The organism is Allopontixanthobacter sp., from assembly GCF_034376665.1.
GTDB lineage: Bacteria > Pseudomonadota > Alphaproteobacteria > Sphingomonadales > Sphingomonadaceae > Allopontixanthobacter.
On record NZ_JAXMJI010000102.1, the window covers coordinates 15,284 to 36,730 of the forward strand.

Below are 21,447 nucleotides of genomic sequence, written 5' to 3' on the forward strand. Positions count from 1 at the left end.
GAGGCAGTTTGTGGCAGGAGAATCGGATGCTGCGCGGAATTTCACGGATGTGGGGCCCTTTGGCCGCGGTGGTCTTGGCCGCGGGCTTGGCCGCTTGCGACGGGCCGGATATCAAGATCAACGGGAAGGAAGGCGTGCCCCTCGCCGATCTCGACCTGACGGGCGCTCCGCCCACTGAAGTGGTGCTGGCCGGGCCGGACAGCGTCCGGATCAGCGACGGTGAAACGCTGGCGATTTCGGTGGAAGGCGACCAGGCGGCGATCGATGCGCTCCGTTTCTCGCTCGAGAACGGCACCCTGGCAATTACGCGTATGGATGGCAGCTGGAAGAACACCGGCAAGGCGGAGGTGAAGGTCACCATGCCGCCGCCGAACAGCCTGACTCTGCTTGCCTCCGGGACCATCGAAGCGGCGTCCCTGTCCGGAGATGCCTCGGTGCAGCTCCTCGGATCGGGGAAGGTCACCGCCGCCCGGGTCACAGCCGACGTGCTGAAAGTCAACATTGCCGGTTCGGGCAGTTACGAAGCTACGGGCACAGCGGAGAGGCTGGAAGTGTCGATGGCCGGATCGGGCAGTGCTGCCATGCCCGCGTTGAAAGCCGACCAAGCCGAAGTCTCGATCATGGGATCGGGCAGCACCGAATTCGCCTCCGACGGAAAAGTTGCCGCCAACATCATGGGATCCGGCGACGTCACGGTGAATGGCCGCGCGACCTGTACGCTGAGTTCGCTGGGTTCCGGCAAGCTCACCTGCAATTCGGTGCAACAGGCCGACAAGTAATCGACGGGCTCGCCGCCGATAGCTATGGGGCGCAGGAAAGGAATTTCCATGCGCGCGCTGCTCTCCGGTTTGGCTCTGGGTTCACTGATACTGCTTCCCGGCTGCATTGCGCGGACGGCGCTGGATGTGGTCACTGCGCCGGTCAAAGTGGTCGGCAAGGCCGCCGATCTTGCCACCACCAGCCAGTCGGAATCGGATGAAAAGCGCGGGCGAGAGATTCGCAAGCGCGAGGAACGTCTGGGTAAGCTCGACCGCAAGCGCGAGAAGCTGGCCGAGGAATGCGACGATGGCGATGGTGCCGCCTGCCGCGAACTCCAGGAAGTCGAGGCCGAAATGCGCGCGATCAGTCCCGGGATCCCTGCCGAACCCGGCCGCAGGTGAGGCCTAGCGGGACGCCGATGCGCGGCGAAGGCGATCGTTGATCGCCGCGCCCACGCCTGTTTCGGGGATCGGGGCGACGGCAATCCGCGGCTGCGATGAAGCTCCTCCGCTGTGCAGCGCCGCGTAGAGATTTGCGGCCGCCTCGGTCAGATCACCGCCTGCCGACAAGGTGACATCGCCAGCAATCCCGCCGAAGCCGATCATGAATTCGTCGGCCTCCGGCATTCCGGCAGCGAGCCGCACCGGTTTGCCCGGAGAATAATGCGACCTGAGTTGGCCGGGCGCCTCGATCCCCGCCGCAATATTCGCGCCCACCGGCCCGAACTCGCTCAATCGGCGAAGATCAAACGGCCCCGGACGCAGAACTTCCAGGCTGGCGTCATGACGTATCGCAAGAATCGTCGATTCGAGACCCGCTTCGCACGCGCCCCCGTCGAGTATCGCGTCGATTCGGCCGCCGAGCGAAGCGGCGACATGCGCCGCCGTTGTCGGGCTGACGGCGTTGCTCGGATTTGCCGAGGGAGCCGCGAGAACGCAGCCGCTTTCTCGGATCAGCGCCCGCATCACCGGATGCGCCGGCATCCGCAGGGCAATTGTCGGCAGTCCCGCGGAAACCCCTGCCGCGAGCGGAGCCCCGTCCCGCCGCGGCAGGACCAGCGTTACCGGCCCGGGCCAGACCGCCTGCGCAATCCGGCGCGCCTGCGGGGAAAACTCGGCCAGCGCCTCCGCCTGTTCCAGCGTATCGACGTGGACAATCAGCGGGTTGAAGCCGGGACGGCCCTTGGCGGCGTAAATACCGGCCACTGCCGAAGCATCGTCCGCTCGCGCCGCCAGCCCGTAAACCGTCTCGGTCGGGACGGCGACGAGGCCCCCGGACTGCAGGATTCGCGCAGCACGGGCGATCCCGGCGCGGTCCGCCTGCAGCATTTCCGTAGCGTTCTTGCCCGTCATGCCGGTCCGCTATAGTGGGGGCGCTGAAAAGCCAAGAAGTTCCCGTGCCGTTTTGGCTGACCGAGACCGCAAGGATAGACCCGTGATCCCTTACACCGCCGCCACCCAGGACCAGCTGCTCGCCATCAGGATTTGCGGCGGGATCGAGGAGCTTGCCGCATCGGATAGGTTTGCCGCGGCGGAGCCGGACATGGTCGAAGCGATCGTCGAGGGCATCGGAGCGTTTGCGGCAGGTGAATGGGCTCCGCTCAACCGGATTGGCGATACCGAAGGCGCGCAGCTGCAGAACGGGGTCGTACACCTGCCGGATGGGTTTGCGGAGGCTTACGAAGCCTATGTCGAACAGGGCTGGAACGCGATTTCCGCGGCGCCGGAATTCGGCGGGCAGGGCTTGCCGAGCGTGCTGGGCTGCAACGTGCTGGAAAACCTCGGCACCGCCAATTTCGCCTTCAACCTGCTGCCGATGCTGTCGATCGGCGCGGTCGAAGCGCTGGAGCATCACGGCAGCGCGGCCCAGAAGGCGCTTTATCTGCCAAGGCTGGTGAGCGGGGAATGGTCGGGCACGATGAATTTGACTGAACCGCAGGCAGGCAGCGATGTCGGGGCCCTGCGCACCACCGCCATTCCGATCGAGGACGGGGAGCACGCCGGAAAATACCGCATCACCGGGCAGAAGATCTACATCACCTGGGGCGAACACGAACTGGCGAAGAACATCATCCATCTGGTGCTGGCCCGGACCCCGGGCGCGCCCGAAGGATCGCGCGGCATTTCCCTGTTTGTCGTACCGAAATATCTGGTCAATGCCGACGGGTCGCTCGGGCAAAGGAACGATCTTCGCTGCGTCAGTCTGGAGCACAAGCTGGGCATCAACGCCTCGCCCACCTGCGTCATGTCCTATGGCGACAATGGCGAATGTGTCGGGGAGCTGGTCGGGGCGGAGAACCGGGGGCTGGCGGCGATGTTCACGATGATGAATTCGGCGCGCATCAACGTCGGCAGCCAGGGCGTGCAGATTGCCGAACGCGCCCTGCAGCAGGCCGTCCACTATGCCGCCGACCGGGTGCAATCCGCGCGCGCCGGTTCGCCGGACCGCACTGCGGTAGCGATTATCGAACACCCGGACGTGCGCCGGATGCTGATGCGGATGAAGGCGCTCACCGAAGGGATGCGGGCGCTGCTTTATTATACGGCCGGACAGGTCGACCGGGGCACGCTGGGGCACGAAGCCGCCGCGCTGCGGGCCGAAGTGCTGGTCCCGCTGATCAAGGCCTGGGGCACCGACACCGGGGTCGAAGTCGCCAGTATCGGTGTGCAGGTGCATGGAGGGATGGGTTTCGTCGAGGAGACCGGCGCGGCCCAACATTATCGCGACGCCCGGATCGCGCCTATCTACGAAGGCACCAACGGCATCCAGGCGGCCGATCTGGTGACGCGGAAACTCGGCTTCGAGAACGGCGACGTGTTCGCCTCGCTAATGGCGGACATCGCGCGCGATTCAGCGGACGAGCCCGCGCTGTTCGCCTTGGCGAGCGACTGCGCCGCCATCGGCGTCTGGATGCGCGAGGAGGCCAGCCTCGATGACCGGCTCGCCGGCAGCGTGCCGTTCTGCGAAATGTGCGCGGTCGCAGTTGCCGGGTGGCAAATGCTCCGCCAGAAACGCGCGGTCGAAGCGGGTGCGGCGGCGCCGCTTGCTGCAATCAAACCGGCTACGGCGCGCTTCTTCCTCGACCACATCGTGCCGGAAGCCGCCGGGCTGAAAGCCTCGGCTGTCGCGGGCGCGAGCGGGCTTTACGAACTCAGCGCCGCGCAGCTCGTCGGATAGCACCGCAGCAACGGGCGCGGGCTATTCGGCAATCTGTTCGCGCGCGTAATCCTCGATGAAGCGGGCCCGCGGGTCACCCTGCAGCTGGCGCTGCGGGGGAAGCGACCGGCGAACCGGCTGTACGATTGCCGCCCGCGGCTCTGCTCCCGGCGCGGTGACCCGCCAGATGATCCCTGCCGTATCGTCGCTGACCAGCAGTGACCCATCGCCCGCAAAATCGACCCATGTAGGCCGCCCCTTGGTCGTGCCGTTGTCGTTGAGAAATCCGGTCAGTACCGGGACCGGCTTGCCCAGCGGATTGCCCCGATCGTCGAACGCGACATAGACCACGTCATATCCGGAGGCGGGCTTGCGATTCCACGAACCGTGGCGCGCAATGAACGCACCGTTGCCGAATTTCTCGCCCATGGTGCTGCCTTCCTCGCTGAAGACCAGGCCCAGCGCGGCGACATGCGGCCCCAGAGCGAATTCGGGATAGCGGGCATATTCGGTGGTAAAGGCGGGCATCGGTGCCTCGACGCGCAGATCGATCGTGTCCTTGTAATAGACCCAGGGCCAGCCGTAATTCGCGCCCACCGGCACATTGGTCAAATAATCGGGCACGAGATCCGAGCCGAGCATGTCGCGTTCGTTGACCGTGGTCCATAATTCGCCGCTCCACGGGCTGAAATCGAGGCCGTTGGGATTGCGCAGACCGGTCGCGAACAGACGCTGGCGCCCTGCCTCCAGATCATATTCCCAGATCGCCGCCCGGCCTTTTTCCACGTCCATGCCGTTCTCGCCGATGTTCGAAGCGGAACCGACGGCGACAAAGATCTTCTCTCCATCAGGGCTGAGAGCGATGTTGCGCATCCAGTGGTTTCCCGCTGGCGGCAGATCCATCAGCTTTTCAGGATCGCCCGTGGTGGTGGCAGCGCCCAGCTCGTAATCATAGGCCAGCAGCTCGTCGTGGTTCGCGATATACAGCCGGTTATCGCGCCATGCGATGCCGGAGGGCGAGTCGAGATCGTCAAGCACTGTCAGCCGCTGGTCGGAACGGCCGTCACCATCCTGGTCGCGCAGCAGGACGAGTTCGTTGGCCGATTCGCCCTTGGCTCCGGCGCGCGTCATGAGCAGGTCCTCGATCCATGCCGTAATCCCGCCGCCGTCGCCAGAGGCAGGCGCGCGGGTCAGCGTCACCAGAACATCGCCATTGGGCAGTGTGTGAATGACCCGGGGATGATCGAGTCCCTCGGCAAAACGGTTCACCACCAGCCCGTCCGCGGCGTCAGGAGCCTCTCCGGCGGGCCAGCCGACCGGTTCGGCGATGTTGATCGTCGGGATCGTTTCCGCCTTGGGTTCTTCCAGGGTCGGCCCTTCCCCCGACACCTCGTCCACCGAAAGGCCCGCCCAGTCGCCGCGGGACAGCCACCAGAAGACCAGCAGGATCAGGACTATCAGACCGATGATCCAGGCGAATATCTTGCGTTTTGTGCTCATGGCTTCCCCGATAAGACAGGCGGCGGCCCGCGGCAATGGGGTGGTAGCGTATGCCCCTTCGCGGCCTTGCATCTGGGCGCAGCGGGCCTATTGGATTGCGCCATGTTCGATTTTACCCCCGATGCGGATCTGCCCAAGCCCGAACTCTATCGCCAGCTGGTCGATGCCTGCGACGCGATCACCGGCGGCGAGCCCGACGCGGTGGCGAACATGGCCAATGTTGCCGCGCTGATGGCGGAGTTTCTGCCGGCGCTGAACTGGGCGGGGTTCTACCGTCTGGTCGGCGGCGAACTGGTTCTCGGCCCCTTCGTTGGCCGCCCCGCCTGTATCCGTATTCCGCTGGGCCAGGGCGTCTGCGGAACCGCGGCGGGCGACGCGCAGACCCAACTGGTCGAGGACGTGCACGCCTTTCCCGGGCATATCGCCTGCGACGCGGTCAGCCGGTCCGAACTGGTGGTTCCCGTGATCCGCGGGGGCCAGGTGGTGGCAGTGATCGACCTCGACAGCCCCGACCTCGCCCGGTTCGACGCGCAGGATGCGGCCGGTATCGAACGGCTCGCGGATTTGCTCGCCGACCGTATCTGATCGCGCCGGGAGCTAATGGTCCGATTCGGGACATGGGGCATGAAGACGTCGTTCTCGGCGCAAACTGCTGCTAGAATTCCGGTAATGTCCGGGAATCGCCCCGCAGGCAGTAAGGGGAACAGCGATGCGAACCCGCAAAATGATTGTGCGCCCGGTTGCCCGGGTTGCTTTATTATCTGCCGCGTTGGCCGCCGCAGGACCCGCATGGGCCGAGACCGGCGATCCGGAAATTATCTACGAGGAAGAGGCGGTGATACAGCCACTGCCAGGATCCGCGCCCGTCTCGATCGAGCGGGAAGCGGAGCCGGAATTCGAAGAGCTGGAGCGCCGCGTCGAATACAGGCGCGAACATGCCCTTGCACCGATGCATCACGCGGTCGGCCACCCACCTCTGGAATATCGCGGCGACCCGCTGGGCGTGCCGGTCTATTTCGCTTACCCCGGGCATGCGGGCGGTTGGCCGGGCGAAACGTCCGATTGCCGCGAAGAGCGCGACGGGTGCGAAGCCTATCTGCCGCAGCACGCAGCGCCGTGGCGGCACATGGGCTGCTGCTACGGTCCGGTCATGCTCGTGCCGATCATGATCCCGGTCGAACAGCGGGCGGTGGTCCGGGAGTATGTGACCGAGGAATGGATCGAGGAAGAGGTGATAGTCGGAAAGTCAGTGTCTGGCACCGCGGCTGCCCCAAAGCGGGGAAAGATCCCTCCGGTAAAGCCCAGACGAGACAGAACCACCCACGGGCGTTAGAACCCGCCTGAGCGGCCCTCGATAGTCACCGTCAGGGAGTGGTTCCGCCCATTCCGCCACTCGATCCGGTACCCGGGCCAGCGATCGGCGCTGCTGCGGCTATCGTCACCGCCGCATTACCGTCCGAATTCTGCGCGACGGTGGATTTCCCGTAAACCAGACGGACGATGCCCATCCGGGCTATGTCCTTGCCCCGGGCCAATTCGACAGGGACATCGATCCCGGCGGGTATCGGCAGGGCACGAGCAGACTCGACGGCCACGCGCAGCCGGTATTTACCGTAAGGAACACGCTCGAACAGGAAGAAGCCGTCGTATTCGCTCATGGTCGCCGCCACCACAGCGCCGCGGGCGTTCAGCAGCTCGAGCACGACTCCTGCCAAATCGGTGCCCGAGGGCGTCTGGAGCGTACCTTCGACTTCGCCGGAAGGAGCTACCGGCAATTCGATGATTGCCGCGACCCCCGGCCGGGGCACCACGACGATACCCTTGGTGGCCGGAGCAAGAAAGGGATCGCCGAGCGAGGATTCGTCCACTCCGACCAGGATCGGAATGTAGGGTCGCAGCCCGTCCACGATCGTCCGCCCGGTCTCGTCGGTGATCGCATCGGTCGTGCGCAGGCCCGCTTCCACATAGACGTCCTTGAGCAGGTCTTCGCCGGGACCGCGGCGTCCGTCGCCATCCTCGTCGCGGAAGACGGTGACGGCGGCCTGGCCGCTGCGGGCAAGTTTCTTCTCCGAGAAGCGGATACCGCCGTTTACCGGGTCCGGTCCGAAGCTGAAGGACAATGCGAGATTGGCACCAACCGAACCGCTGGTCGAATAATTGGCGTTGGTTCGCAGGGCGAATCGATCGAACCGGTGCGTGTAGCCCAGTCCAAAAGTGGTATCGCGCCGGGTGCCTTCATATTCGACTTCGGCAGTGATGTCGCGCCGATCGTCGATCGACTTGTCGGCTGAAATTCGTATTGTTTCCAATTGGTTATTCTTGCCTGACAGATCGAAACTGGCCGCGCCGCGCAGGCGCAGCCCGAATTGCCGCGTGTTCGCCAGCAGGCGCAGGCGCGTGGTGGAGCTGTTCGCGCCGGGCGTACGGTCCTCGATCCGCTCGTGCTGGAGCTGCGCCGTCAGCGCAATGCCCCTCAGCCCGACCGCCGTCTGCAGAGACGCTTTGGTAACCTTCGAACCGTCGCGCAGTACGGAGCGGTCGATTACGCCCTGGACAGGCAGAATGAATTTGCCGAGGCGCAGCGAGGTGTCGAAATTGAACCCATAGCGGTGCTCCAGGCCCTCACTGACGAATTCGCTCGCGAAATCGCCCTCGACCCATGTGACATTGGCGCCGAGGTTGAAGGTCCCGAGCCGGCCCAGCGCGCTGGTCTGCAGCACAGCGCCCGCGCCCAGCTGATGCGCCGCCGCCAGCTCCAACTGCATGGAGCCGAGCGTACGGTATAGGCTACCCTCGAGATAATTTCGCCGCCTTGTGTTGACCACCAGGCTTTGCAGGCCAAGCGCGGCGCTGGTCCGTTTGTCCAGCCCGCGCTCCACCCCGACCCCGCCCCGCCAGGCATGGACCGTACCCACATTGGTCTTGCGCAGGTCGATCAGGTCCCGGTCATCCTGGAGGATGCCGGCCCAGTAAAAGGTCTTGCCCGGTTCGACATTGTTCACGCCCACGGGCTGTGCGAACCGCTCCCTGCGGACCTGGCCTTGGGGCCCGTAGAGTACGACCTCGAGGTCGTTCTGGCCGTAGAAGAGATCGACATCGAGAAATTCGTAGCGGCCGTCGTCGCTATCCGTCTGGGACGCGATCAGCTGACCGTTGCGATAAAGTTCGGCATCCCAGCCCGAGGGCATCGTTCCGCGAATTGTCGTGCTGGAGAAGCGTGACTGCCGGCCAAGCGGCTGATTGCTGATATAGGCACCCCGGCCCACGGCGCTCTGCGCGGTCAATTGACTGCTTTGCGTCTCGACGTCACCAACCGCGATCTGGGTTGCGGCCAGCGGGCCGAGCATTCCGCCCGCAGCATCGTTGCGAAACGCGCTGACCCGCAGCGAATTGGGCTTGAACTGGTTGTCTGAACTGAGCCGCGCATCGACACTGGCACCGGCGACTTCGCCGGCCGCGTAAAACTCGAACCGGCCTGAGGTCTTCGAGGCGGCGGACGAATCGTATCCCACCCGAACGACCGCATCGACCGAGGGTGTCCGCCACATCTTGTATTCGTTCCTGGCGTGCGGATAGGCGGACAGATCGAACGCTTCGCGCTTGGGCCGAAGTCGCGCGGCGCGACTTCGGCGCTCGATCGCTTCGATGAACGGCAATTTCGTGTCGCTTTCGAGCCGGATTGCCGAATTGAACAGGTCCGGCTTGAGGGTGACGCCAAACCACCGTGACAGCGCCTTGGTGTCAACACACCAGCCTTCGGGTGTGTCGAAAATATCTCCATTGACGGGTACCGAACCATTGTTCACGTTTTGTACCCTATTAGCGGCACGATCGAGTGTGAATGTCTGGTCCTCCGAGAACAACCAGCCAGTTGCGCGGCGCGACTTCTTGTCGAGCCGGATGGGCAGGTCGAGTGCCTGAATGACGTCAGCGAGATCCAGGCACACGCCTCTATCCGTCTGATAACCGCGGATTTCGTTCGCCAGCTTGTAGGAGCCGACATTCATTTGCAGCAGAAGGAGATCGTCTTCGCTGGGCTGCCAGGTCTGTTGGCTTGTCTGGGTCTGCGCATTCACCGGACCCGCAACGCCGAGCGCCGCCGCAACTGCGGCGGCGGCAAGGGCCCAGGGGTAATGCGGTGACACCGTAAGGACTTTCGGCCTGATCCGGCCTGCTCAGCCGAGAACCGTGTCGACCACGGCGATCACGGCCCCGCCCGCTTCGGGCATTTCGCGGTATTCGAAGCGCAACTGGCCCTTCATCGCCGCGGTCTGTTCCGGGGTAAGCTCGAACTGCATAATTCGTTCGGACACTTCGCTGTAGATAGCGATGCCGCGCGCAAGGAATATCGGATCGTCACTGCCGGGCCGGGTTACCCGCAGCTCTCCGTAAGTGGATTTGGCTCCGCTGCGGGTTATGGCGAGACGCAGTTCAGGCCCTCGCGGACCCTCGGCGACTTGCGGGTTGCTGATCGCCACCGTGGATTCCAACCGGCCGTGACGGATGATGACCGGAATGGTAACGCCGTACATCGGGATCAGCTTGATACTGATTCCCTGGCTTTCTTCGGGTGTTGCGGTGATCGGGCGCTGCTGCGGAATAGCGCGGAACGACATATGGACGCGGTATTCGCCGTCGGGCAGCTCCGCCCCCGGCCGCGCGGATATACGGACAGCCTGCGGCTGGCCCGGCGGCAGGGTAATCCGGCGCGGAGCATAGCGAACCATCGACAGCGCGGCTTGTTCGAGCTCGTTGGCGGCTTCGGTTTCAACCTCGACCAATTGCCCGGTCGCTGTCATCCGGCGCAGTTCCAGCCCGATGCGGTAGGTCGCTTCTTCGGACCCGATATTGCTGAGAATGACTTCGGTGCCGCGGCGTCCGTCGAGGATGATCCGTGTCGGAGCCACCAGCAGATCGCCTTGCGCGGAGACCGGCGCGGCGGACAGGAGGCTGCCGAACGCGGCAATTGCGGCAACCGCCGAGCCGAGTGAACGGGAAACTTTGTTGGTTATATTCGGTGTCATATTCGGTGTCGATCCCTGGAGGATATCGGCCGCGTTACACGGCGGCTCAGTACTTATCCTGAGGGAGTAGTCGAATAGGGTTAAGATCGGTTAAACATGAGAAGCGCCGGATATTCGAGATCCAAAACAGCGAGGGCCGCGTCCTTGCGGACACGGCCCTCCCAATTCATTACGCGCGGGGAATGCCGTCGTTCGGCATACCTGAAGCGTTTGTTATCTTACGTGTATTCGACGGATACCGTGAAGGTGCCTTGGTAAACGCCGGCAACTTCGGAGCCGTCGAACGCCAGGTCGCCGCCAACCAGGAAGCCTGCGGTACCTACGCCGTCAAGCGCGACCTGATAGAAATCGCCCAGAGGGTCGGCCACCAGGGCCGCATCGGAATTGAGGTTGCTGAGCTCGAGTTCGTCAGCGGCGTCGCCAATGGTCCCGCCAGCGCGCAGCAGAGTGGCTGTCGGCGTATCGAACACGATAGTGACGTTCTTCAGAGCGGTGCCTGTAGTGATGCTGAAGGCCGCCAGTTCGGTGGTTCCGCTGCACACGATGGCGGCAGCGGAGCAATCGAGAGTGCCGGTCGCGGCATCGAGCGATACGGTGCCCGCGCCGGTTATGACCATCGCACCGAAATCAAGCGAACTGCCGGTGTCGAGTTCCAAGGTAAGCGCGGTCAGGATTTCGGCAAATGCGTCAGCCTGAGCGCTATCCTGAGCGTGCGCGACAGTAGACATGCCGAGCGATGCGGCGACGACTGCGCTTGCAGCGCCGAAACGGAGAAACTTCTTCATATGATGTGGTCCTTATTGATGGTCTTCGATCCCGTCGGGGAAGACCATTCCGGCTCCCCGCCGAATGAACGCCCCTGTCCATCCGAGAAGCCCTAAGTAGAACCACTGCGTTCAATCTTTGCTTCTGGTTATGGTTAACGGATAAACCCTTTGCGGTTAACCTTTACGGGCAACCAGCCTGGCTCTCCGAAAGAGTATCTGGCTGTAAATCAGTTATTTATCAGATATCGCCGCCCGTCAGACGCTGGCAGACCAGGTCCAGCTGGTCGAGGGTACGATAGCGGATCGTGACCGTTCCGGACCTCGGATCGACATCCGTCTTGATCTTCACGGCCAGCCCGAGAAACTCTTCGAGATGCCCTTGCACCGCCGCAATATCGGCATCCTTTGCCGGGTCGCGGGAAGTCCTTGCCTTGCGACGTTCCGATTCGGAATGCGCGGGTGAGGTGCCGGCCTTTACCAGCCGTTCGACATCCCGCACCGACAGTTTCTGGTCCACCGCCTGCCGTGCAAGCGCGGCGGCGTTATCATAGCCGATCAGCGCCCGTGCATGGCCCATGGACAGCGCGCCTTGTTCCACCAAGGTCAGGATCTCAACCGGCAGGCCCAGTAACCGCTGGAGATTGGCGACATGGCTACGCGATTTGTCGACCAGTTTGGCGATCTCGCCCTGGCTCATCCCTTCCTCGTCGGCCAGCTGCTGGTAGGCGCGCGCTTCCTCGACGGGATTGAGGTCTTCCCGCTGGATGTTCTCGATCAGCGCCAGCGCCATCACCTCGCGCGGGTCGAGATCGCGCACCAGCGCCGGTATTTCGTGCAATTGCGCCTTCTGCGCCGCCCGCCACCGCCTTTCGCCAGCCACAAGTTGATAGCGCCCGCCGGCGAGCGGGCGAACGATGATCGGCTGGATTACCCCGCGCGCGGCAATCGAGGCCGACAGCTCGGCCAGCGCGGCTTCGTCGAAATGGCGGCGCGGTTGACCTGGCAGGGGTTCGATCGAGGCGATTGCGAGCGATGCCAGTCCGGACCGGGCCGCGCCGCCTGCAGCCCCGGACTGGGCACTGCCCGACGGCACATCCTGATCGGTGACAGCACCGCGCACCAGCGGTTCCTCGCGGCGGGTTTCGCCCATCAGGGCGCTCAATCCCTTGCCCAGCTTCTTTTTTCCTTCCGCAGCCGCGCGGGCCGGTACGGAAAAGCGAATCGGATCGGCGTGGGGGTTGCTCATGCGGCTTTCCTCTGTTCGGGCAAACGTCCGATCAATTCGCGGGCGAGAGCGATATAGGCGCGGCTGCCCGCGCAGGAATGGTCGTAAACCAGCGCGGGCAGGCCGTGACTGGGCGCTTCCGACAGCCGGACATTGCGCGGAATGACCGATTCGAAGACCAGTCCGGCGAGGCAGTCACGCACATCGTCCGCCACCTGGTCGGTCAGCCGGTTGCGCCGGTCGAACATTGTCAGGACAATCCCGATAATGCCGAGATCCGGATTGAAGCGCTGCTGGACCCGTTCGACCGTCAGCAACAATTGGCTCAGACCCTCCAGCGCGAAGAATTCGCATTGCAGCGGAACCATCAATGTATCGGCGGCCCCAAGCGCATTCAGGGTCAGCAAGCCGAGCGATGGCGGGCAATCGATGAAACAGATATCATGCGCCGTATGTCCGGCGAGCGCATCGCGCAGGCGCGCCGTGCGGTCTTCGACGCTGACCAACTCCACCTCGGCACCGCTGAGATCGACCGTTGCGGGAATAATGTCGAGATTGGGAATATTGGTCGGCAGAATGCACTCGTGCAGGGCGACCTGATCGACCAGTATGTCGTAGCTCGAGCGGACGCGGGCCTCGACCTCGATACCCAGTCCGGTGGACGCGTTACCTTGGGGATCGAGGTCGAGCAGCAGCGTCTTCCATCCCGTTGCGGCCATCGCGGTTGCAATGTTGATGGCAGTGGTGGTCTTGCCCACTCCGCCCTTCTGATTGGCTATCGCGATGGTTATCATGGAATATACCTTGTTGATTTAGCTTAATTTTCCGACAATTATGCCCGATTCCCGGTCGGTGACCGACTGTTTCACGTGGAACAGCTGTTTTTGCTTCGTATCCAGTGCATTCAATTCTTGCGCCGCAGACCGCCCTTTCGGCAACAGCCAGACGGTTTCGCTTGTGGAAAATCGAGCGGACAAATCGAGAATCGTAGCCAGCGGCGCAAAGGCTCGAGCCGATATGACCGAAACCGGGACAGTTTCCACCTGCTCGAGCCGCTTTCCGATTACCTGGCAATAGGGAAGTTCCAGCTCGCCCGTCACGCGTAGCAACCACTCGATCCTGCGCCTGCGGGATTCCACGAGCATGACCGGCCATTCAGGCCGCATGATGGCAATGATAACGCCGGGGAGCCCTGCTCCGGTGCCCAGATCAAGCCACCGCCCTGTTTCACGTGGAAAATACTCCAGAAGCTGCGCGCTGTCCGCAATATGCCGCTGCCAGACAACTTCCAGCGACGGCTTCGCCACCAGATTCTGCAGTGCGCTCTCCGCTGTCAACATCGCCACGAAGCGGTCCAGCTTTTCCATCGCTGCGGCATCGCATAGCCTGGCAACGTAGGCTCGGGCTGAGGATTCCCCCGTAATCACGCCGCCTGCCGCTCGCGGCGGCGCGCGAACACCAGAACCGCCGACAGCGCGGCGGGCGTGATCCCGGCGACTCTGCCGGCTGCCGCCAGGTTTTCAGGCCGTGCCTTGGCCAGCCGCTCGGTCATCTCATTCGAGAGCCCTGGAACCGAACCATACGGGAAGTCGGCACCGAGGAGGACTGCTTCACTGGCGCGCAATTCGCGCAGCTCGCTTTCCTGCCGCGCCAGATAGGGTGCGTAAGCGGCGTCCTCGGCAATTTCCTGCCCCACCTCGTCGTCGGGTTCCAGTCCGGCAGGAAGCCAAGGCGATACAGTCTTCAGGCTGATCCCGCCGAACCGCAGCCAGTCACTAAGCGGCTTGGTCCCATTGTCACGGCGCACAGGAAGACCCGCCGATTCGAGCTCGGCTGCAGAAACCACTGTGGTCATGGCCGCAGCCCAGGCGTCGCTGCGCTCACACCGCGCGGCAAACCAGGCCTGGCGTTCCGGACCGATACATCCCGCCTCCAGACCGAGCGGTGTGAGGCGGGTGACGGCGTTATTTGCCCGCAATCTGAGGCGGTACTCGGCGCGCGAGGTCAGCATCCGATAGGGTTCGGTCACGCCGTGCAACGTCAGATCATCGACCATGACGGCGATATAGGAATTTGCCCGGTCGAGCTTCGCCGGCTCACGCCCGGAAACCGCAGCAGCCGCGTTCATGCCTGCGACCAGTCCCTGCGCGGCTGCTTCCTCGTAGCCGGTGGTGCCGTTGATCTGTCCGGCGCAATAGAGACCAGGAATATCGGCCACTTCCAGCCCGCTGGTGAGGCAGCGCGGATCGATGTGATCATATTCAACCGCGTAACCGGGCACGGCGATCTCGGCCCGTTCCAGCCCTTCCATGCTTTGCACCATGGCGATCTGGACATCGGTCGGCAGCGAGGTGCTGATCCCGTTGGGATAGACCAGATGCGTCGACAACCCTTCCGGTTCGAGAAAGACCTGGTGCCCGTCCCGATCACCGAAGCGGTGGATCTTGTCTTCGATCGAAGGGCAATAGCGCGGCCCTTCCGCACCGATCGCGCCCGAAAACAGCGGCGAGCGGTCAAGATTGGCGCGAATGATATCGTGGCTTCGCGCGTTGGTGCGGGTGATCGCGCAAAACACCTGCGGGTTCAGGCGCCGCGGCGTCATCGGCGACATCGTCCATGGTTCGCTGTCGGAAGTTTGCTCCGCGAGCCGCGCCCAATCGATCGTGCGGCCGTCGATGCGCGGCGGAGTGCCCGTCTTGAGCCGCGCCATCGGCAGCTTCGCTTCGCGCATCTGTGCCGCAAGCTTGCTGGCCGAAGCCTCTCCGATCCGCCCGCCAGTCAGCCGCTCCTCTCCGCGAAAAAGCGTTCCACCAAGGAAAGTACCGGTGCACAGGACAACCGTTTCGGCCATCAGGACCGTGCCATCGGCGAGGATCAGACCAGCCACCTTGCCCGAACGGAACAGCAATTCGGCCGCCTCGCCCGCGATCAGCTGCAGATTGCCCTGCATCCGTATCTGGCGCTGAACAGAGGCCTTGAACAGCCTCCGGTCCGCCTGGACACGCGGACCCCAGACGGCACTGCCCTTCGACCGGTTGAGCATCCGGTAATGGATCGCCGCGGCATCAGCGGCCTTGCCGATCACCCCATCAAGAGCGTCGACCTCGCGGACCAGATGGCCCTTGCCCAACCCGCCAATGGCCGGATTGCAGCTCATTGCGCCAATCGTGTCCAGTTCGAAGTTCACCAGCCCGGTGCGCATACCCATCCGCGCGGCCACGGCAGCGGCCTCGACCCCGGCGTGCCCGCCGCCGACAATCAGGATCTGGAAATTATGCATGATCGCCCGATAGTCGAGCCGCCCCCGCCGGTCAAAGGGTCTCGCGGCGGACTGCCCTGTGTTTCACGTGAAACACCCGCCCGTCGTTCCGCGCTGAAACGCTACTTGCCGATGCAGAACCTGCTGAACAGCGTATTAAGCATATCCTCGGTCGCGCTGCGGCCAATCAACCGGTCGAAGGCCGACCGCGCGCTGCGCAGGCTTTCGCCGATCAGCAACAGATCCCCGGCGGGCGAGATCTCGCTCAGGCTTGCGAGAGCTTCGGCAAGCAGCGTGTGCTGCCGGTCACTCAGCGCGACCTGCCCAGGATTCGGCAGAGCAGCTGCCGCATGGGCGATCAGGCGGCGGCGCAACTCATCCATTCCCTCCCCGGTAGCTGCGGAAATCCGCATTTCGGGTGATGATGTGCGATTTCGGTTGCCAAGGTCGATCTTGGTCTCGATCTCCCAGGCATCGGGCGGTCCCTGCCCTTCGTCTCCCAGCCACAGGACGAGGTCTGCCTTGCCGAGCGCGGCTCTGGCGCGTTCGATCCCGATGAGCTCGATGGGGTCCGTGCTGACTTCGTGCAGGCCTGCGGTATCGAGAAAGGTGAAGGGTATGCCCGCAATCGCGCAGGTTCGCTGCAAGACATCGCGCGTAGTGCCGGCCGTGGGCGCGGTAATGGCGGCCTCATCCTCGACTAACGCATTGAATAGAGTTGATTTCCCTGAATTTGGCGGCCCTGCGAGGACGACCCGGAAGCCTTCTTTCAAGGCCCGAGCCCGGGGCCGCGCCAGCCACTCACCAATAACGGACTGAAGCGCGCCGAGCCCTTCGGCGAAGGACGGAGGAAGATCGGCAGAGTCTTCCTCGTCGGAGAAATCGAGGACTGCCTCAATTTGCGCGGACAGCGTCAGGACCTGGCCTCGCCATTCCTCGACCACCCGCGACAGCCCCCCTCCCAGCAGCGCCATTGCCGACCGGCGCTGCAGTTCGGTTTCCGCCTCAAGCAGATCGGCGAGACCTTCCGATTCGGCCAGATCGAGCCTGCCGTTGATAAATGCGCGGCGGGTAAATTCGCCGGGCTCCGCGCGGCGGAGGCCATCCATGCCCGCCAGCACGCCTTCCACCGCAGCGATAACCGCCCGGCCCCCGTGGAGGTGAAGCTCTGCGGTATCTTCCCCGGTGGCATTGTGCGGCCCAGGCAGGAACAGCACCAACGCATGGTCCAGCACACCGCCGTCGCTATCCTTCAGATACCGCGCCACGGCCCGCCGGGGCGGAGGTAGTTTGCCCGCGAGACGCTGTAACGCGTCCGCCGCGCCGGGACCGCTGATCCGGATCACCCCGATCCCGGCGGGCGCAGATCCGCTGGAAAGGGCGAAAATAGTGTCCATGATTACAGTATCATACGAGCGAACTGCGCACGCAATTGCAGATCAGTCACCCTTCTTGGCGGTACCCTTGCCCATCATCCCGCCGCTGGCTGCGTTCAGGCCGCCCTCGACGAAGTTCTGGAACAGTTTGAGTCCAACCTGGCCCATCGGAGCGAGTTGCTTGGCGTAATCCTGCAGCTGCTCGGGATTGGAGACGCCCTTCATCGCCTTGGTGATGGTGTCGACATAGATGTCGTTGGCCTTACCCACATCGGGCAGCCCCATGAAGGTCCGCGCCTCCTCCGGTGTGCATTCAATTTCCACATGGACCTTCATCGCGTTTCCTCCGTTGGGCTTGTATAATGGCAGCCCTGTCCCGCACTGCACTTCACGGCGCACTTCACGGTGCAGAGTGTTGACCATTAGGTGAGTTTGGTAAAGCCTGCACGCAAGAGGCTGGCTATAATTGTCCGAAGCCGATCAACCCGAAGCATCTCCGCGAAACAACGAGGATCCACCATGAACGATACCGCCACCATTCCCACCCTCTCCGGCGAATCCAGCTTCGAAGCCTATGTTGCGCGGCCGGCCGGCAGTCCGAAAGCGGCCATCCTGGTGATCCAGGAAATCTTCGGCGTGAATCCGGGTATCCGGGCAAAGTGCGATAAATGGGCCGAGGCCGGCTATCTCGCGGTTGCCCCCGACCTGTTCTGGCGGATGGAACCGAACATCCAGCTCGATCCCGACGTCGAGGAAGAATTCAACCGCGCGCTAAGCCTGTTTGGCAAATACGACCCAGACGACGGGGTGAAGGACATCGAGGCGACCATCCACTGGATCCGGCGCGAAGCGGGCGTGCCCAAGGTGGGCTGCGTCGGCTACTGCCTGGGAGGGAAACTCGCCTATATGGCGGCGACTCGGACAGATGTGGATGCGAGCGTCGGATATTACGGGGTGATGATCGACCAGATGCTGCACGAGGCGAAGGCCATCGCCCATCCGCTGATGCTGCACATCCCCACCGCCGATCACTTCGTCAGCGCCGAGGCACAAAAGGCGATGCACGGCGGGCTGGATAGCCATCCCAAGGTGACGCTGCACGATTACGAAGGGCTCGATCACGGCTTCGCCACCGAAAGCGGTCAGCGCCGGGACGAGGCAGGCGCGCAGCTCGCCGATAGCCGGACGGCGGAGTTTTTCGCGAGACACCTGTTGCAGCAGGGCTGATCTGCGCGCCCGCGCGGCGGCGGCAGCGAACCCGAAGCTGGAAACCTGAGAGAAGGTGCCAATCAGGGCTTCTTCTCTCCCGCGGGATTACTGGTTCATCGTCGCGAAGAAATCTTCGTTGGTCTTGGAATCCTTCATCTTGTCGAGCAGGAATTCCATGGAATCGATTGTGCCCATCTGCATCAGGATGCGGCGCAGGACCCACATTTTGGAGAGCTTGTCCTTCTCGACCAGCAATTCTTCCTTGCGGGTGCCGGATTTTCCGACATCCAGCGCAGGGAAGATGCGCTTGTCGGCGACTTTCCGGTCGAGGACGATTTCCGAATTGCCGGTGCCCTTGAATTCCTCGAAGATAACTTCGTCCATCCGGCTGCCGGTATCGATCAGTGCGGTGGCAATGATCGACAGCGACCCGCCTTCCTCGATATTCCGCGCCGCGCCGAAGAACCGCTTGGGACGCTGCAAGGCGTTGGCGTCGACGCCGCCGGTCAGTACCTTGCCGCTGCTGGGAACCACCGTGTTGTAAGCGCGGCCCAGACGGGTGATGGAATCGAGCAGGATCACCACGTCGCGCTTGTGCTCGACCAGGCGCTTGGCCTTCTCGATAACCATTTCGGCAACCTGCACATGGCGTGTCGCGGGTTCGTCGAAGGTGGAGGAGATTACCTCGCCCTTCACGCTGCGCTGCATGTCGGTGACTTCTTCGGGCCGCTCATCCACCAGCAGCACCAGCAGGAACACCTCGGGGTGATTGTCCGTGATCGCCTTGGCGATGTTCTGCAGCAGCACGGTCTTGCCGGTGCGGGGCGGGGCCACGATCAGCGCGCGCTGGCCCTTGCCCTGCGGCGAGATGATGTCGATCACCCGCGCGGATTTGTCGACCACGGTGGGATCGAGCGTATCGAGATTGAGCTTTTCGTCGGGATAGAGTGGGGTGAGGTTGTCGAAATTGGTCCGCAGCCGAACTTGGTCGGGATCTTCGAAATTAACGCTCGCCAGGCTGGTCATCGCGAAATAGCGTTCGCCATCCTTGGGCGCCCGGATTTCGCCTTCCACCGTATCGCCGGTGCGCAGGCCCCATTTGCGGATCTGGTTGGGCGAAACATAGATATCGTCCGGCCCGGCGAGGTAATTCGCTTCGGGGCTGCGCAGGAAGCCGAAGCCGTCCTGCAGCACTTCGATCGTGCCGATACCCATGATCTGGTCGGTATATTCCTCGTCCTCGGCCAATTCGCGCAGGATGCAGAACATCAGGTCCTGGCGGCGCATGGTGGACGCGCCTTCGACCCCCAGTTCTTCCGCCATACTGACCAGTTCGGCGGGGGGCTTGGCTTTGAGTTCTCTGAGATGCATGGGAGTAAATCCGATAAGTCTGGCCCGAATATCCGCACGCGGAAACCCGGGAATTTTCAAGATAGGCGGCAGGTCGTCAGGGCTTGGAGAAAGCAGACCCGGCTTCGATTAACGGCGAAGCCTCAGCCGAACAGGCCTTGCAAATACGCCGACACGGCGCGCGCGTCAATTGGCCTCTTCAGAACGGCTTGACGATCACCAGCACGACAATGATCGCGGCGGCCACACCGGGCACTTCGTTGAGCAGGCGCAGTTTTCTGCCGGTCAGCGGACGCTCGCCGCGGGCCAGCTTGCGGGCATAGGCGGACAGATAGCCATGATAACCCGACAGCAAAAGCACCAGCAGCAGCTTGGCGTGGAACCAGCCCTGCGCAAAGGCGCCGATCGATCCCGCCAGTGCCAGCCCGAACAGCCACACGAGGATCATCGAGGGCCGAAGGATGATCTTCAGCAGCTTTTGTTCGCGGTCCACCCAGCGCGCTTCTTCGGGCGAACCCGCTTCGGCTTCCTGATGATAGACGAAGAACCGCGGCAACATGAACAGCCCCGCCATCCAGAAAATCACGAAAATGACATGGCCAGCCTTGAGCCAGAGATAGACCATCGAAAGCACGTCCTGCATGGGAGGGATGTAGCGAAGGGTGCCGTCAAAAGCACCCCTCGTAATGAATTTAGCCGCGCCAGCCGCGCACGGTGGAAATCAGCTGCTCGACATGGGTGATCGGGGTGAACTGGCCGATTCCGTGGCCGAGGTTGAACACATGCGGGCGGTCCGCAAAACATTCGAGGATGCGCACTGCTTCCTCGTCCAGCGCTTCCCCCCCGGCGAGCAGCAGCAGCGGATCGATATTGCCCTGGACCGGCATTCCCGCGGGCAATACCCGCGCTGCCCAGACCGGGTCGATGGTTTCGTCGATCCCGAGCGCGTCGACGCCGGTTTCCCGCGCATAGGCCGGCAGTTTCTCACCCGCCCCCTTGGGAAACCCGATGATAGGCACATCGGGATACCGCGCCTTTACCGCCGCTGTGATGGCGGCGTTGGGCGCGATTACCCAACGTTCGAATTCGGCCGGAGCCAGGCTGCCCGCCCAGCTGTCGAACAATTGCACCGCTTCCGCGCCGGCTTCGATCTGTCCGGCGAGATATTCCACAGTAACCGACACGATCGCATCGATGATCGCCTGGAACGCCTGCGGATCGCGGTAGGCCAGGGCGCGCGTTTCATGCTGATCGCGGCTGCCTTCACCGGCCACCATATAGGTCGCGACAGTCCACGGACTTCCGGCAAAGCCCAGCAAGGTGGTCTCAGGCCCCAATTGCGCCTTGACCCTGGCCACGGTCCGGTAAATCGCTTCGAGGTGCTGTGGTGCCGCTTCCAGGCCCTCCAGCGCGGCATCCAGCAGCCGGGGCGACAGGCGCGGACCTTCACCGGCCAGGAATTCGAGCTTCTGGCCCATGGCGTGTGGTACGATGAGGATGTCGGAAAACAGGATTGCGCCGTCGAAGCCGAACCGGCGCACTGGCTGGATCGTTACTTCCGCCGCGGCATCGGCATCGTAGACCAGGTCCAGAAATCCGCCCTTTTCGCTGCGCAATGCGCGGTATTCGGGCAGGTAGCGTCCGGCCTGACGCATCAGCCACATGGGCGTCTGCGTGCCGCGATGTCCGCGCAAGGTTTCCAGCAAAAGACCAGGCATCGAGTGAGTCCAATCAAAATAATAAAGTATATAATAAGGATTGTAGGAGTCTGTTGGTCCTGTGGATTTCGGGGACAAGCCGGCTTTGCCCGACTTGTCCCTGC

Annotated in this window: 20 protein-coding genes; 6 read left to right on the plus strand and 14 right to left on the minus strand. The window is 63.2% G+C overall.

Translation table 11 applies throughout. The features are described from left to right. Positions 1–26 precede the first annotated feature (26 nt). Both U0988_RS11455 and U0988_RS11460 read left to right on the plus strand, forming a co-directional pair. On the plus strand, positions 27–779 hold the full coding sequence (locus U0988_RS11455) for a head GIN domain-containing protein (protein WP_322292757.1): 753 nt from the start codon (positions 27–29) through the stop codon (positions 777–779). A gap of 48 nt (positions 780–827) precedes the next feature. Continuing rightward, entirely contained in the window at positions 828–1,160 is a 333-nt protein-coding gene (locus U0988_RS11460; protein WP_322292758.1) for a hypothetical protein, read from the plus strand. Between the two features lie 3 nt (positions 1,161–1,163). Here U0988_RS11460 and U0988_RS11465 read toward each other — a convergent pair whose 3' ends face one another. Next, entirely contained in the window at positions 1,164–2,111 is a 948-nt protein-coding gene (locus tag U0988_RS11465; RefSeq protein WP_322292759.1) for an L-threonylcarbamoyladenylate synthase, read from the minus strand. Between the two features lie 85 nt (positions 2,112–2,196). Between U0988_RS11465 and U0988_RS11470 the strand changes: the two genes are divergently transcribed. Further along, positions 2,197–3,936, plus strand: a complete 1,740-nt coding sequence (locus tag U0988_RS11470) for an acyl-CoA dehydrogenase (RefSeq protein ID WP_322292816.1) — start codon at positions 2,197–2,199, stop codon at positions 3,934–3,936. Positions 3,937–3,957: 21 nt separating this feature from the next. Here U0988_RS11470 and U0988_RS11475 read toward each other — a convergent pair whose 3' ends face one another. Then, positions 3,958–5,415 (minus strand): sorbosone dehydrogenase family protein, encoded by a 1,458-nt coding sequence (locus tag U0988_RS11475; RefSeq protein ID WP_322292760.1) that lies wholly within the window; start codon positions 5,413–5,415, stop codon positions 3,958–3,960. A gap of 102 nt (positions 5,416–5,517) precedes the next feature. On the opposite strand from U0988_RS11475, the gene U0988_RS11480 reads away from it, so the two are divergent. Next, positions 5,518–6,000, plus strand: a complete 483-nt coding sequence (locus U0988_RS11480; protein WP_322292761.1) for a GAF domain-containing protein — start codon at positions 5,518–5,520, stop codon at positions 5,998–6,000. A 124-nt stretch (positions 6,001–6,124) separates the two neighbouring features. Further along, on the plus strand, positions 6,125–6,748 hold the full coding sequence (locus U0988_RS11485) for a hypothetical protein (protein WP_322292762.1): 624 nt from the start codon (positions 6,125–6,127) through the stop codon (positions 6,746–6,748). Between the two features lie 31 nt (positions 6,749–6,779). Here the strand turns inward: U0988_RS11485 and U0988_RS11490 are convergent, their stop codons facing one another. The 9 genes from U0988_RS11490 to U0988_RS11530 form a co-directional block, all read right to left on the minus strand. Beyond that, complete coding sequence (locus tag U0988_RS11490; RefSeq protein WP_322292763.1) at positions 6,780–9,560, minus strand: carboxypeptidase-like regulatory domain-containing protein; 2,781 nt, start codon at positions 9,558–9,560, stop codon at positions 6,780–6,782. A 30-nt stretch (positions 9,561–9,590) separates the two neighbouring features. Beyond that, complete coding sequence (locus U0988_RS11495; RefSeq protein WP_322292764.1) at positions 9,591–10,439, minus strand: molecular chaperone; 849 nt, start codon at positions 10,437–10,439, stop codon at positions 9,591–9,593. Between the two features lie 218 nt (positions 10,440–10,657). Next, on the minus strand, positions 10,658–11,224 hold the full coding sequence (locus tag U0988_RS11500) for a DUF4402 domain-containing protein (protein WP_322292765.1): 567 nt from the start codon (positions 11,222–11,224) through the stop codon (positions 10,658–10,660). A gap of 220 nt (positions 11,225–11,444) precedes the next feature. Continuing rightward, positions 11,445–12,452, minus strand: a complete 1,008-nt coding sequence (locus tag U0988_RS11505; protein ID WP_322292766.1) for a ParB/RepB/Spo0J family partition protein — start codon at positions 12,450–12,452, stop codon at positions 11,445–11,447. Continuing rightward, positions 12,449–13,225, minus strand: coding sequence for an AAA family ATPase (locus tag U0988_RS11510; RefSeq protein WP_322292767.1), 777 nt, complete (start codon positions 13,223–13,225; stop codon positions 12,449–12,451). The genes U0988_RS11505 and U0988_RS11510 overlap by 4 nt, the downstream gene beginning before the upstream one ends. Before the next feature lie 18 nt (positions 13,226–13,243). Next, positions 13,244–13,798, minus strand: coding sequence for a 16S rRNA (guanine(527)-N(7))-methyltransferase RsmG (rsmG, locus tag U0988_RS11515; RefSeq protein WP_322292768.1), 555 nt, complete (start codon positions 13,796–13,798; stop codon positions 13,244–13,246). A gap of 56 nt (positions 13,799–13,854) precedes the next feature. Continuing rightward, entirely contained in the window at positions 13,855–15,711 is a 1,857-nt protein-coding gene (gene mnmG / locus U0988_RS11520; protein ID WP_322292769.1) for a tRNA uridine-5-carboxymethylaminomethyl(34) synthesis enzyme MnmG, read from the minus strand. A 101-nt stretch (positions 15,712–15,812) separates the two neighbouring features. Then, entirely contained in the window at positions 15,813–17,090 is a 1,278-nt protein-coding gene (gene mnmE, locus U0988_RS11525; protein ID WP_322292817.1) for a tRNA uridine-5-carboxymethylaminomethyl(34) synthesis GTPase MnmE, read from the minus strand. 39 nt (positions 17,091–17,129) lie between these two features. Beyond that, positions 17,130–17,402, minus strand: coding sequence for a DUF6489 family protein (locus tag U0988_RS11530; protein ID WP_322292818.1), 273 nt, complete (start codon positions 17,400–17,402; stop codon positions 17,130–17,132). Positions 17,403–17,585: 183 nt separating this feature from the next. Between U0988_RS11530 and U0988_RS11535 the strand changes: the two genes are divergently transcribed. Next, the gene (locus U0988_RS11535; RefSeq protein WP_322292770.1) at positions 17,586–18,293 is read left to right on the plus strand and encodes a dienelactone hydrolase family protein; all 708 of its coding nucleotides are present in this window, start codon (positions 17,586–17,588) and stop codon (positions 18,291–18,293) included. A gap of 87 nt (positions 18,294–18,380) precedes the next feature. On the opposite strand, the gene rho is transcribed toward U0988_RS11535, so the two are convergent. The 3 genes from rho to hemE all read right to left on the minus strand — a co-directional run bounded on the left by rho (position 18,381) and on the right by hemE (position 21,343). Beyond that, complete coding sequence (rho, locus tag U0988_RS11540) at positions 18,381–19,646, minus strand: transcription termination factor Rho (protein ID WP_322292771.1); 1,266 nt, start codon at positions 19,644–19,646, stop codon at positions 18,381–18,383. A 178-nt stretch (positions 19,647–19,824) separates the two neighbouring features. Then, positions 19,825–20,268 (minus strand): CopD family protein, encoded by a 444-nt coding sequence (locus U0988_RS11545; RefSeq protein ID WP_322292772.1) that lies wholly within the window; start codon positions 20,266–20,268, stop codon positions 19,825–19,827. A gap of 49 nt (positions 20,269–20,317) precedes the next feature. Then, a complete protein-coding gene (hemE, locus tag U0988_RS11550) occupies positions 20,318–21,343 on the minus strand; it encodes a uroporphyrinogen decarboxylase (RefSeq protein WP_322292773.1) in 1,026 nt (341 codons plus the stop codon). Between the last annotated feature and the right edge of the window lie 104 nt (positions 21,344–21,447).